12 protein-coding genes are annotated in these 13,118 nt (G+C 68.6%); 8 read left to right on the plus strand and 4 right to left on the minus strand.

The annotated features are described in order from the left end of the window. Nucleotides 1-30: 30 nt before the first annotated feature. The 3 genes from AU198_RS03535 (at nucleotide 31) to AU198_RS03545 (ending at nucleotide 3,079) form a co-directional block, all read left to right on the plus strand. The gene (locus AU198_RS03535) at nucleotides 31-1,812 is read left to right on the plus strand and encodes an ABC transporter substrate-binding protein/permease (protein ID WP_064346111.1); all 1,782 of its coding nucleotides are present in this window, start codon (nucleotides 31-33) and stop codon (nucleotides 1,810-1,812) included. Continuing rightward, nucleotides 1,812-2,555 (plus strand): amino acid ABC transporter ATP-binding protein, encoded by a 744-nt coding sequence (locus AU198_RS03540; protein ID WP_064346112.1) that lies wholly within the window; start codon nucleotides 1,812-1,814, stop codon nucleotides 2,553-2,555. Before AU198_RS03535 ends, AU198_RS03540 begins: the two co-directional genes overlap by 1 nt. Nucleotides 2,556-2,632: 77 nt before the next feature. Then, the gene (locus AU198_RS03545; protein ID WP_064346113.1) at nucleotides 2,633-3,079 is read left to right on the plus strand and encodes a MarR family winged helix-turn-helix transcriptional regulator; all 447 of its coding nucleotides are present in this window, start codon (nucleotides 2,633-2,635) and stop codon (nucleotides 3,077-3,079) included. A gap of 4 nt (nucleotides 3,080-3,083) precedes the next feature. Here AU198_RS03545 and ggh read toward each other — a convergent pair whose 3' ends face one another. Beyond that, nucleotides 3,084-4,424: a glucosylglycerate hydrolase gene (ggh, locus tag AU198_RS03550; RefSeq protein WP_064346167.1), complete on the minus strand. Its 1,341-nt coding sequence runs from the start codon at nucleotides 4,422-4,424 to the stop codon at nucleotides 3,084-3,086. Between the two features lie 53 nt (nucleotides 4,425-4,477). On the opposite strand from ggh, the gene AU198_RS03555 reads away from it, so the two are divergent. Then, nucleotides 4,478-5,146 (plus strand): SDR family oxidoreductase, encoded by a 669-nt coding sequence (locus AU198_RS03555; protein ID WP_064346114.1) that lies wholly within the window; start codon nucleotides 4,478-4,480, stop codon nucleotides 5,144-5,146. 79 nt (nucleotides 5,147-5,225) lie between these two features. Here AU198_RS03555 and leuS read toward each other — a convergent pair whose 3' ends face one another. After that, entirely contained in the window at nucleotides 5,226-8,069 is a 2,844-nt protein-coding gene (gene leuS, locus AU198_RS03560; RefSeq protein ID WP_064346115.1) for a leucine--tRNA ligase, read from the minus strand. Nucleotides 8,070-8,246: 177 nt separating this feature from the next. Between leuS and AU198_RS03565 the strand changes: the two genes are divergently transcribed. Next, nucleotides 8,247-9,290: an LpqN/LpqT family lipoprotein gene (locus AU198_RS03565; RefSeq protein ID WP_064346116.1), complete on the plus strand. Its 1,044-nt coding sequence runs from the start codon at nucleotides 8,247-8,249 to the stop codon at nucleotides 9,288-9,290. 80 nt (nucleotides 9,291-9,370) lie between these two features. Continuing rightward, the gene (locus AU198_RS03570) at nucleotides 9,371-9,724 is read left to right on the plus strand and encodes a hypothetical protein (RefSeq protein WP_064346117.1); all 354 of its coding nucleotides are present in this window, start codon (nucleotides 9,371-9,373) and stop codon (nucleotides 9,722-9,724) included. Here the strand turns inward: AU198_RS03570 and AU198_RS03575 are convergent, their stop codons facing one another. Further along, nucleotides 9,725-10,330, minus strand: coding sequence for a YqgE/AlgH family protein (locus AU198_RS03575; RefSeq protein WP_064346118.1), 606 nt, complete (start codon nucleotides 10,328-10,330; stop codon nucleotides 9,725-9,727). A gap of 111 nt (nucleotides 10,331-10,441) precedes the next feature. Here AU198_RS03575 and AU198_RS03580 point away from each other — a divergent pair, with 111 nt between their 5' ends. Both AU198_RS03580 and AU198_RS03585 read left to right on the plus strand, forming a co-directional pair. Further along, complete coding sequence (locus tag AU198_RS03580; RefSeq protein ID WP_064346168.1) at nucleotides 10,442-11,725, plus strand: MFS transporter; 1,284 nt, start codon at nucleotides 10,442-10,444, stop codon at nucleotides 11,723-11,725. Nucleotides 11,726-11,735: 10 nt separating this feature from the next. Next, entirely contained in the window at nucleotides 11,736-12,512 is a 777-nt protein-coding gene (locus AU198_RS03585; protein WP_064346169.1) for a TIGR03084 family metal-binding protein, read from the plus strand. Here AU198_RS03585 and AU198_RS03590 read toward each other — a convergent pair. Beyond that, a complete protein-coding gene (locus tag AU198_RS03590) occupies nucleotides 12,509-12,991 on the minus strand; it encodes a hypothetical protein (RefSeq protein ID WP_064346119.1) in 483 nt (160 codons plus the stop codon). The two genes, AU198_RS03585 and AU198_RS03590, sit on opposite strands and share 4 nt — an antisense overlap. Nucleotides 12,992-13,118: the final 127 nt, after the last annotated feature.

The following is a 13,118-nucleotide window of genomic DNA, read 5'->3' on the forward strand; positions in this document are numbered from 1 at the left end:
CCGCGCGGCCCTGACCGCTACGTTGCACAGATGACCCCGTTCGCGCCACTCGGCAAGATCCTCGTGGTGGCGCTCGTCGCAGTGCTGGTGTCCGGTGTCGGTCTGGCCGGACCCGCGCACGCCAACGTGGACCAGTGCACACCTCCCGGCGTCGAGAGTGCCAGCGCCCTTCCAACCAACCTGGCCGCGGCGGCGACCGGGCCCGACGAGGACCGGTACACCACCCCCTCCGTGGCGCCGCTCGCGTCGGTCAACGTCGACGCGTTGAGCCTGATCCAACCCGGCACGCTGACCGTCGGCACCCTGTCGGACGCGCCGCCGAGCATCTGCATCAACTCGGCCGGTCAGTTCACCGGCTTCGACAACGAGGTGCTGCGCGCGATCGCCGACAAGCTGGGCCTGCGGATCAACTTCGTCGGCACCGAGTTCTCCGGGCTGCTGGCACAGGTGGCGGCGCGGCGCTTCGACGTCGGGTCCTCATCGATCACCACGACCGAAGAGCGCCGCCGCACAGTCGGTTTCACCAACGGCTACGACTTCGGCTACTTCTCGCTGGTCGTGCCCACCGGCTCGCCGATCACCGGTTTCGACAAGCTGGCTCCGGGACAGCGCATCGGCGTGGTGCAAGGCACCGTGCAGGAGTCCTACGTCATCGACACCCTGGGCCTGCAGCCGGTCAAGTACCCGGACTACAACACCGTCTACGCGAGCCTGAAGACCCGGCAGATCGACGCCTGGGTCGCCCCGTCCCAGCAGGCGTCGGGAACCGTGCAACCCGGCGATCCGGCCGAGATCATCGAAAACACCTTCAGCTTGGACAATTTCATCGCGTGGGCGGTGGCCACCGAGAACCGCCCGCTCATCGACGCGCTGAACTCCGGGCTCGACGCCGTGATCGCCGACGGCACCTGGGCGCGGCTGTATTCGGAATGGGTGCCGCGGGCGCTGCCGCCCGGGTGGAAGCCGGGCTCCAAGGCGGCTGCGCCCCCGCAACTGCCCGACTTCAACGCGATCGCCGCCGAGAACCAGCAGGCCCCGACCGGACCCGCGGCGCCGAAATCGACGCTGGCGCAACTGAAGGACTCGTTCCTGAACTGGGACCTGTACCGGCAGGCGGTTCCGGATCTGTTGAAGACCGGCCTGCCGAACACGTTGATCCTGACCGTCAGCGCGGCCGTCATCGGGCTGGTGCTGGGGATGGCGTTGGCGGTCGCCGGGATCTCGCGGCATCGCTGGCTGCGGTGGCCGGCGCGGGTGTACACCGACATCTTCCGCGGCCTGCCCGAGGTGGTCATCATCTTGTTGATCGGCCTGGGGGTCGGTCCGGTCGTGGGCGGGTTGACCGGCAACAACCCGTTCCCTTTGGGCATCGCGGCGCTGGGCTTGATGGCGGCCGCCTACGTCGGAGAGATCTTCCGGTCCGGCATCCAAAGCGTCGAACCCGGGCAGATGGAAGCGTCACGCGCACTGGGCTTTTCGTACACCTCGTCGATGCGGTTGGTCGTGATACCCCAGGGTGTGCGGCGGGTGCTGCCGGCGCTGATGAACCAGTTCATCTCGCTGCTGAAGGCCTCCTCGCTGGTCTACTTCCTCGGGCTGGTGGCCGACCAACGCGAGCTGTTCCAGGTCGGGCGCGACCTCAACGCGCAGACCGGCAACCTCTCACCGCTGGTGGCCGCGGGCTTCTTCTACCTCCTGCTGACGGTGCCGCTGACACATCTGGTCAACTACATCGACAACAGGCTGCGACGCGGGCGAAAGCCCTCCGAGGAGGACCCGCTTCCGATGGCGACGTCGCAGGAGATGGTGTGATGAGCACGTCGGGGTTCGACCCGGTATCGTTGAGCGCCAACGACATCCATCTTTCGTTTGGTCCCAACCCGGTGCTGCGCGGGGTAGACATCGATGTGCCCGCGGGCAGCACCACGGCGGTGATCGGGCCGTCGGGTTCGGGCAAGTCCACGCTGTTGCGGACGCTGAACCGGCTGTACGAGCCCGACCGCGGCGACATCCTGCTCGACGGTCGTTCGGTGCTCGCCGACAATCCCGACCAGTTGCGCCAGCGCATCGGGATGGTCTTCCAGAACTTCAACCTGTTTCCGCACCGCAGCGTGTTGGACAACGTGACGCTCGCCCCGCGCAAGCTCAAACGACTCAGCGCCGACGAGGCCCGCGAACTCGGGCTGGCACACCTGGATCGCGTCGGCCTGCGCAACAAAGCCGACGTGCGGCCGACAACGCTGTCCGGTGGCCAGCAGCAGCGCGTGGCGATCGCGCGGGCACTCGCGATGGCGCCGCAGGTGATGTTCTTCGACGAGGCCACCTCGGCGCTCGACCCGGAATTGGTCAAGGGCATCCTCGCGCTGATCGCCGACCTCGGCGCCGACGGCATGACCATGGTGGTGGTCACGCACGAGATGGGCTTCGCCCGGTCGACGTCTGATGCCGTGGTGTTCATGGATCACGGCAAAGTGGTCGAGGCCGGACCGCCCGAGCAGATCTTCGACGCGGCCGAGACCGAACGCCTGCAGCGGTTCCTCTCGCAGGTGCTGTGACCGGGCCTTCGACGACTTTGAAATAACGCGTCCGTCACGCATCCTGGCAGCGGCTGACAGGTTAGACTGCCGAAATTATGGCGGAAGTCGTCGAACCGCAGGTCGCGGAGCTGTCAGGAGAGCTGCAGCGGGTTCTGTCCCGGGTGTTCTCCGTGCTGCGTCGCAGCGACACCAACCGCACCGACGCGGGGGACCTCACGTTGGCGCAGCTGTCGATCCTGCTGACGCTGCTGGAGCAGGGCCCGATGCGGATGACGGATCTGGCCGCCCACGAGCGTGTTCGCACGCCCACGACGACGGTCGCGATCCGCCGATTGGAGAAGCTGGGCCTGGTCAAACGCTCCCGCGACCCGTCGGACCTGCGCGCGGTGCTCGTCGACATCACCCCGGAGGGCCGCGCTCAGCACCAGGAGGCGCTCGAGGTTCGGCGCGCCCATCTGGCCAGCCTGTTGTCGCGGTTGAGCCCGGAGGACATCGAGACGCTGACCAAGGCCATCGACCCGCTCGAGCGGCTGGCCGAATAGCCGGCTAACCCAGCCAGTCCAGGACGGCGGCCGCCGTCCACGATTGCTGCATGCTGCCCAGCGGCTCGCCGGTGAAGGGTTCGTAGTACTCGGCGAAGGTTCCGTCGCTGGCCTGGCGCAGTCCCTCCTGGCGCAGCAGACGCGCGCGTTCTGCCCAGCCGCGGCGCGCGAAGCACCATGAGAACAGCCACGTCATCACCGGCCAGACCGGCCCGCGCCAGTATTCGCGCGGGCGGAAGTCCCGCGACACCGGCGAGGTGGACGGGATGCAGGCGTACTTGAGGTCGGGGTGAGCGCAGAACCGCGGGCCCTCCAGCAGTTTCACCAGCGCGCGTTCCTTGTCGTGCGGAAGGCCGCCGCACAACAGCGGGGCGAACTGCGCGACCGTCTCGGTGGCCACCCACTTTCCCGCCTTTAGGTCGAAATCCCTTGCCGCGCCGGTTCTTTCATCGGTGGTGTCGATGACTCCGGCCCGGAACCGCCGGCCCCACGCGTAGAGGTCACGCACGTCGGCGCGTGGGCGGCCGTAGTCCTCGCCGATCTCGGCGAGCACGTCGCAGGCGACCGCGAGGATGGCCGAGACGAACACGTCCTCGACCGCGAAACTCATGACCTTGGGCAGCAATTCGTCGTCGTAGCGCGCCGACTTCATCTCCTCGAGCAGCCAGAGGTAGCGGTCGTACTCGAGGTCGGAGGGGCGCTGGGTGACGTCGGTGACGATGGTGTTGTCCTCGCGCTCGTACTCCGGCACGTTGCCCGGAATCACGTTGGCGTACGCGCTGTCCCAGCGTGGGGAGTTGTCCATACCGGACTCCCAGCCGTGGTACAGCGTGACGCGACCGTGCTCCTTCGGGTCGCGGGCCTCGGCGAGCCAGCGATGCCAGTGGACGAGGTCGGACCAACGGCGGTCCAGGAACGCCTCGGCGACGGCGCGGGTGGACCGGCCGCGGGTGCGGGCGTGATCGAGGATGCGCTGCACGGCGATCGCGTGCACCGGCGGCTGGGTGATGCCGGACGTGTGCCGGTTGCGGGGCGCGTGCGCGGCCAGCGCGGACGTGGCCCAGCGCGCCGGGCCGGGGAAGTAACCGTCGACGCCGTTGGCGAACACGATGTGCGGGATCATCCCGTTGGTCCACTGCGCGCTGAGCAGGGTGTCGAGTTCGACGACGGCGCGCTCGACGCTCAGCGGGGCCAGCCCGATCGCCACGAACGCCGCGTCCCAGCTCCACATGTGCGGGTACAACAGCGGCGCGGCCGTGGTCATGGTGCCCAGGTCGTTACCCCGCAGCAGGTACGCAGCGCGGGCCGCGAGCTGGGTGGGAGCAAAGCTGTGGTCGGGTGGCATCCGTTCCATGATGCGACGCTTCGCGGCGAATCGCAGATCGGTAGGGTTTCGACATGCCGACCGCGATGATCACGGGTGCCTCACGGGGACTCGGGACGGCGATCGCCACGGCGCTCGCCGACAGCCACACCCTGTTTCTGGCCGGGCGGCCGTCGGCGGCGCTCGACGAGGTCGCCGCGCAGTTCGGCGCGACCACATGGCCGATCGACCTGGCTGACGTTTCCGGAATCGAGGCCGCGGTCGAGCCGATCGTCGAGCTCGACGTGCTGATCCACAACGCGGGTGTGGCGTTTCCGGGGCGGGTCGCCGAATCGACCGTCGACGAGTGGCGCACCTCCATGGAGGTCAATGTCATTGGTGCGGTTGCCCTTACACTCGAACTGTTGCCTGCACTGCGCACCGCGCGCGGACACGTACTGTTCGTGAACTCGGGATCGGGAATCAACGCGTCGCCGGGATTGGCGTCGTATTCGGCGAGCAAGTTCGCGTTGCGGTCGTTCGCCGACTCGCTGCGGGCAGACGAGCCGACGCTGCGCGTGACATCGGTGCATCCGGGCCGCATCGCCACCGAGATGCAGGAGGGGCTGGTCGCCTACGAGGGCGGCGAGTACGACCCGTCGCGGTTCCTGAGCCCGCAGAGTGTGGCGAAGGTGATCGCCGATGCGGTGCACACCCCGCCGGACGCCCACCTGCACGAGGTCATCGTCCGCCCCCGCAAGTAGCCCCGCCGTTTGTGAATCCGACGACGCTCAGAGCGCCCAAACCGTCGCCCAGAATCACAATCGAGCGGCGGGGCGGGGGTCAGACGACGATGTTGACGAGGCGGCCCGCCACGACGATGACCTTCTTCGGAGTCGCGCCATTGATGAACGCCTGAACCTTCTCGTCGGCCAACGCGGCGGCCTCCAGCGCGTCGGCATCCGCGTCCGCGGCGACCGTCACGCGACCGCGCACCTTCCCGTTGACCTGCACTGGGTACTCGACGGTGTCCTCGACAAGGTACCGCGGGTCGGCCAGCGGGAACGGTCCGTGTGCCAGCGACGAGTCGTGGCCCAGCCGACGCCACAGTTCCTCGGCCAGATGCGGGGCCAGCGGCGCGACCATCAGCACCAGCGGCTCCAACGCCGCGCGCGCCGTCACCTCCTCCTTGGTCAGGTGGTTCGTGTACTCGATCAGTTTGGCGGCCGCGGTGTTGTTCCGCAGGTTCGTGTAGTCGTCGGTCACTCCGGCGATGGTGCGGTGCAACAACTTCAGCGTCGGCTCGTCGATGGCCTCGTGGTCGGCGACGCGGTTGGCACCCGTCTCCTCGTCGACCACCAGTCGCCACACCCGCTGCAGGAACCGGTATGCGCCGACGACGTCCTTGGTGGCCCACGGCCGCGACGCCTCCAGCGGGCCCATCGACATCTCGTACACCCGAAGCGTGTCCGCACCGTAGTTGTCGCAGATCTCGTCGGGTGACACCGAGTTCTTCAGGCTCTTGCCGATCTTCCCGAATTCCTGGAAGACCTCGACCTCGCCGTCGGGACCCGACCAGTAGAACTTCTGGTCCCGCTCAACGACTTCCGCGGCAGGAACGTAGGCACCGCGGGAGTCGGTGTAGGCGAATGCTTGGATGTATCCCTGGTTCACCAGGCGGCGGAACGGCTCGGAAGAGCTGACGTGACCGAGGTCGTAGAGCACCTTGTGCCAGAACCGGGCGTACAGCAGGTGCAGCACCGCATGCTCGACGCCGCCGACGTACAGGTCCACACCGCCCGGATCGTCGGCGCCGTGTTCGATGGGCCGCGGCCCCATCCAGTACGCCTCGTTCTCCTTGGCGCACAACTCCTCTGAGTTGTACGGGTCGGTGTATCGCAGCTCGTACCACGAGCTGGCCGCCCACTGCGGCATCACGTTGGTGTCGCGGGTGTAGGGCTTGAGTCCGTCGCCGAGATCCAACTCGACGTTCACCCAGTCCGTGGCCTTGCCCAGCGGCGGTGACGGTTCGCTGTCGGCGTCGTCGGGGTCGAACAGCACCGGCGAATAGTCCGGTACGTCCGGCAACTCCACCGGCAGCGCCGATTCCGGCAGCGGGTGCGCGCGGCCGTCCTCGTCGTACACGATCGGGAACGGCTCACCCCAGTACCGCTGCCGCGCGAAAAGCCAGTCTCTCAGCTTGTATTCGACGCGCGGACGGGCGCGGCCCTGCGCCGCCAGCCGGGTGGTGATCGCCTCCTTGGCCGACGCGACACTCAGCCCGTTGAGGTAGTCGGAGTTCACGATCGGGCCTTCTCCGACGTAGGGGGCCTGCGTGACATCACCTCCGGCAACGACTTCCACGATCGGCAAGCCGAACTCGGTCGCGAATTCCCAGTCGCGATGGTCGTGTCCGGGCACGGCCATGATGGCCCCGGTGCCGTAACCGAGCAGCACGTAGTCGGCGATGAAGATCGGAACTTGTTGACCGTTGGCGGGATTCGTCGCGTACGCACCGACGAACACACCGGTTTTGATCTTGTTCTCTTGACGCTCCAGATCCGATTTCGCCGCGATCGCGGACCGGTACGCGGCGACCGCTTCGGCCGGTGTCGCAGCGCCGTACGTCCACCGCTCGTCGACACCTGCGGGCCACTGGTCGGCCACCAACCTGTCGACCAGTTCGTGTTCGGGCGCCAACACCATGTACGTCGCGCCGAACAATGTGTCGGGCCGGGTGGTGAAGACCTCGACGTCCCCGGCGTCGGTGGCGAACAGGACCGCGGCTCCCGTCGACCGGCCGATCCAATTGCGCTGCATGGTCTTGACCTTCTCCGGCCAGTCCAGCCGTTCGAGGTCGTCGAGCAGGCGATCGGAGTAGGCGGTGATGCGCATCATCCACTGCCGCAAGCGCTTACGGAACACCGGGAAATTACCGCGCTCGCTGCGGCCGTCGGAGGTGACCTCCTCGTTGGCCAGTACCGTGCCCAATCCCGGACACCAGTTCACCAGCGAGTCGGCTCGATACACCAGCCGGTACGAGTCGATGACGTCGGCGCGTTCCGTCTTCGAGAGGTCTGACCACGACCGGCCGTCGTCGAGGTCGCGCGCCCCTGACTCGAACTCCTCGGCGAGCTCCACGATCGGCCTGGCCTTCTGCACGGCGGGGTCGAACCACGCGTTGTAGATCTGCAGGAAGATCCACTGCGTCCACTTGTAGTAGTCGACGTCGGTGGTGGCGAAGCTGCGCCGCGAGTCGTGACCGAACCCCAGCCGGCCCAGCTGCCGCTTGAAGTTGACGATGTTGGCCTCGGTCCGGATCCGCGGATGCGTCCCGGTCTGGATCGCGTACTGCTCGGCGGGCAGGCCGAAAGCGTCAAATCCCAAGGCGTGCAACACATTGTGCCCGGTCATCCGGAAGTACCTGGCGTAGACGTCGGTCGCGATGTAACCCAGCGGGTGCCCGACGTGCAGACCCTCACCCGACGGATACGGGAACATGTCCAGCACGAACATCTTGTCTTCGGGCACCGGCGAACCGTCGGCGGGCGCCAGCGACCCGACGGGGTTCGGCACGTGGAAGGTCCCCGCGTCGGCCCACCGCTGCTGCCAGGTGCGCTCGATCTGCCCGGCCAGCTCCGCGGTGTAGCGGTGCTGCGGGGTGTCTGTGGTCGGCGCGTCTGTCACGTGAACAGGGTATAAGCACGCCTGTCCGCGATGCTTCGGCCACGGGTCGGTCTCGGTTGCATTGCGGGGATGTCAGAACACGGTTGCAGGTCGATTCCGACGCTGGTCGCCCTGCTTGGCCGGTCGATACAGTCAGCGCCTGACCTCTTCCCGTGCAGTTCGGAAGGACCGACGCAGATGATCGAGATCGCCCCTCGCTGGCGGATTCTGGCCGCAGGTGTGGCCGCCGCCACCGCCGGCGTCCTCGGCTTCGCGGGCACGACCGCATCGGCCGAACCCCTCGTTCCGCAACCACCTGCGCCCGCGCCGGCCACCGTCACGCAGACCGTCACCGTCACACCGAACGCTGCGGCCCTCACTCAGCAGGGTGTAACCACACCGGGTGTGACTTCTGCCACCGCGGGAACCCCCGCCGGCGCGGCCGCCCCAGCCGGCGCAGCGTCTCCGGCAGGGGCAGCGACTCCGGCGGCCCCAGGCCTGGCCGCCCAGCCCGTGCCCCCGGCACCGGTCGCGACGATCACGCCCGCGACCTCTGGCACGCTCTCGGAGTTCTTCGCCGACAAGGGAGTCAAGCTCGAGCCGCAGAACAGCCGCGAGTTCAAGGCGCTCACCATCGTGCTGCCGATGCCGCGCGGCTGGTCGCACGTCCCCGACCCGAACGTGCCCGATGCCTTCGCCGTGATCGCGGACCGCGTCGGCGGCAACGGGTTGTACACGTCGAACGCGCAGGTCGTCGTGTACAAGCTGCTCGGCGACTTCGACCCGAAAGAGGCGATCAGCCACGGCTTCATCGACAGCCAGAAGCTGCCCGCCTGGCGCACCACCGATGCGTCACTGGCCGAGTTCGGCGGCATGCCGTCTGCGGTGATCGAGGGGACCTACCGCGAGAACAACATGACGCTGAACACCTCGCGGCGTCACGTCATCGCCACTGCCGGGCCGGAGAAGTACCTGGTGTCGCTATCCGTCACCACGAGTGTCGACCAGGTTGTCCCGGCCGCGGAGGCCACGGACGCGATCGTCAATGGTTTCCGGGTCACGGTTCCCGGGGCGCCCGCCGCAGCACCACCCGCTGCGCCTGCAGCCCCCGGCGCCCCTGCCCCGGCCGCTCCCGGCGCGGCATCGCCGGTGTCGAATCCGCCGTCAGCTGCGACGGCGCCGGCCGCCCCGCGGATCCCGAGCGCGACTGCGCTGGGAACCCAGCCGGGCCTGCCGGGTTAGGCCCGTCCCCCGGGCGAAGCCTGGCGCCCGGGGGACGTCCCAACTCGTCGATCGCGCCGGGTCTCGATATCCTGTCGCCCATGCTCATCGCCGCGGTGCTCTGCCTGTGCGCTGCCGGCGCGATCGCCGCGGTCGGCGGGTGGCTGCTGCGCCGACCACATCCCGAAGACCCCGCGCGCACGGTGTTGCGCTCGATGGCACCGGTCCAACTGGCGGCCGCCGCGATGCTGGCCGCCGGCGGTGCCGTCGCACTGGCGGCCGATCCCGGCACGGCCATCGTTGTGTTGATCGTCTGCGTGGTCGGAGCGCTCGGTACCGTCGGGGCCGGATGCTGGCAGAGCGCGAAGATGGCCGCCCGTCTTTCCAGCGCCGAACGCAGCACCGCCGATGGTTGCGGCGGCGCGTGCGCCACCTGCACGCTGTCCTGCAGTTGACTAGTTGCGGCTGACGTCGATCGGATGCGTCGCGAGCAACGACAGCGGGAGCGGCTGTCTGCGCAGCACCCGCGACCACAGATCGACCCGCGGTTCGACCAGAACGTCGGATGGCAGCGCGGACAACACAATCCAGTCGTCGCGCTCGATCTCGCCTTCGAGTTGGCCGATCGTCCAGCCCGAGTAGCCGGCGAAAATTCTGATGCCCTCGACCACCGGGGCGATCGAGTCGGGATCGGCGTCGAGATCGACCATCACCATCCGCCCCTGCACATGGCGCAGACCGGGACAGTCGGTGGCCTCCATCCCCGCGCGCAGAGTCGCCAGGCACAGCGCCGCATCGCGTTTGACCGGTCCGCCGATGAACATGGTCTTCGGTTTGGCGGCCAGCTTGGCCCACTGGGGCAATACGTTGTAGACCGCCGTCTCGCTCGCCCGGTTCAGGACGACGCCGAGGGTGCCGCCGTCGTTGTGTTCCACGACGTAGATGACGCTGCGGCGAAACGTCGGTTCCAGCAGGTCGGTGTTGGCAAGGAGCAGTGTCCCCGCCCGCACTCGCGGCGCGGCAGGCGCGATGAAATCCTCCGGGTCCTCTGACTGCGCCACCCGTCCATCATGGCACCGGCAACCCCCGTCGTGGCGGACAAGCGCGACGCCGCCGCGATATTTGTACTGTGGGTGCGGTCCGATCCGCCGCTTATCAGGAACGGGATCCCCTTGGCCGATTTCCGCGCGCCCGTCGCCGTGTGGCGGTCGGTGCGCGGCCTGCCCGAGTTTCGGCGTCTGCTGGAGCTGCGGCTGGTGAGTCAGTTCGGCGACGGGCTGTTCTCGGCGGGGTTGGCAGGGGCGATTTTGTTCAATCCGCAGCGCGCCGCCGAACCGTGGGCGATCGCCGGCGCGTTCGCGGTGCTGTTCCTGCCCTACTCGCTGCTGGGCCCGTTCGCCGGAGCGCTGCTCGACCGCTGGGATCGTCGGCTGGTGCTGGTCGCGGCGAACGCCGGCCGCCTGGTGCTGGTGCTTGCCGTCGCGCAGCTGCTCGAATCCGGAGCGGGAGATCTGGCGATCCTGTGCTGTGCGCTGATCGTCAACGGCTTCACCCGCTTCGTGTCGTCCGGGCTGTCCGCGGCGCTGCCGCATGTCGTGCCCAGAGATCAAGTGGCGGCGATGAACTCCGTTGCGATCGCGGCCGGGGCGGCCGCCGCGTTCCTCGGCGCCAACTTCATGTTGCTGCCGCGCTGGCTGTTCGGCGCCGACGACGCCGGTTCGGCGGTCATCATCCTGATCGTGGCCGCTCCGGTGGCCCTGGCCCTGTGGTTGGCGTGGCGTTTTCCGCCGCGGCTGCTGGGACCCGACGACAGCGCGCGGGCGGTGCACGGCTCGGTGCTCTACGCGGTCGCCACCGGCTGGGTGCACGGGGTCAAAACCGTGATGGCGGTGCCCGCCGTGGCCGCGACGTTGACGGGGCTGGCCGCGCATCGGATGGTGTTCGGGATCAACAGCCTGCTGGTGCTGGTGATGGTGCGGCACACCGACACTGCGCAGGTCGCCGGGTTGGGCACCGCGGTGCTGTTCGTCGCGGCAACCGGCGCGGGAGCCTTCATCGCCGCCGCCGTCATGCCGGTGGCGGTGCGGCGCTGGGGCCGGTACGCCACGGCCAACGGTGCGTTGGCAATCGCCGCGCTGGTCCAGCTGGCCGGGTCCGGCCTGCAGCTTGCGATGATGGTGGCCTGCGGGTTCCTGCTCGGCATGGCGGGCCAGGTGGTCAAGCTGTGCGCGGACAACGCCATGCAGCTTGACGTCGACGACGGCCTGCGCGGGCATGTGTTCACCGTGCAGGACTCGCTGTTCTGGATGTCGTTCATCGGGGCGATCGCGTTGACCGCGAGCGTGATTCCGCCGGACGGACGCCAACCGGCGCTCGCGTTGGCCGGCGTTGGCGTGTATCTCGCCGGTCTGGCCGCACACGCGACAATCGCGAGACGGTCGCCGACCCCGGGTTAAGGTGGCCGGCATGGCTGGTGCCGCGCCGATGGTGGCCGACCTACGCGCCGAGAGCGACGAACTCGACGCCATCGTGTCCGACCTTCCGGTCGAGCGGTGGGCAGAACCCACTCCCGCCGAGGGTTGGACCATCGCGCATCAGATCGCACATCTGCTGTGGACCGACCGCGTCGCGCTGACCGCCGTCACCGACGAGGCCGCCTTCGCCGACCTGCTCGAAGAGGCGGGCAAGAACCCGACCGGCTTCGTCGATGCGGGCGCCGAGGAGTTGGCCGCCATGTCGCCGCCGGACCTGCTTGCCGAGTGGCGCGCGACCCGGTCCCGGCTGCACGACGAGCTGCTGACCGTCGCCGAGGGCCGCAAGCTGCCCTGGTTCGGCCCGCCGATGAGCGCCGCGTCGATGGCAACGGCCCGGTTGATGGAGACGTGGGCGCACGGCCTCGACGTCGCCGACGCTCTCGGTGTGCGCAGAGAGCCCACCGCGCGGCTGCGGTCGATCGCTCACATCGGTGTGCGCACACGCGATTTCGCGTTCGTGATCAACGGCATGGCGCCGCCGGCCGAACCGTTCCGCGTCGAGTTGCGCGCGCCGGATGGGTCGGCGTGGTCGTGGGGGCCACAGGACGCGGGCCAGCGGGTGACCGGTTCGGCGGAAGACTTCTGCATGCTGGTGACCCAGCGGCGCCCGCACTCGGAACTCGATGTGCGCGCGGTCGGCGAGGACGCCGAACAGTGGCTGGGCATCGCGCAGGCGTTTGCCGGCCCACCGGGGTCTGGCCGCGGCTAACTGAGTTCGGCGGCCGAATCGGCGCGGCCGTCGCCGTCGCTGTCGGTGAGCTTGATGTCCCACGTGCCGTCGGCGTCGGCGTCGACGTAGGCGGTCTCGCCGGCCAGCGCGCGATCGGCCAACCCGTCGCCATCGTTGTCGACGAGCCTGTCGTCTTGGCCGTCGGCGTCGAGGTCGACCAGCGGACCGCCGAATCGCTCGACCCCGTCGAGGCCGAACCAGCGCAGCCCCCGCTCGACGCTGACCGTCCAAGTTCCGCTGCCGTCGTCGGTGAAATGCGTTGCAGCACCGGCATGGTCACGCACGAGGTGGTCGGCTATGCCATCGTCGTCGAAGTCGGCAATCGCGTCGTCGAGCAGACCGTCACCGTCGAAGTCGAGCCCGACCGCCTCGAATGCGCCGTCGCCGTCGACATCCAGGTCGGGCGTCGCGGACCAGATCGTCGCCGAGCCGTCGCCGTCACCGAGGCAGTAGTCCATGCCTGATCGGACGCGCCAACCCGGCCGCGGGTTCCACCGGTCGTTGAACCCGCGCGAGCGACCGCTTTTGTACCCGCAATCGCGGCGTGTCGGCGTGCAGACGCGGTCGCTCGCGGTCTTCGCGGGG

This window comes from Mycobacterium sp. GA-1199, assembly GCF_001500045.1.
Lineage (GTDB): Bacteria > Actinomycetota > Actinomycetes > Mycobacteriales > Mycobacteriaceae > Mycobacterium.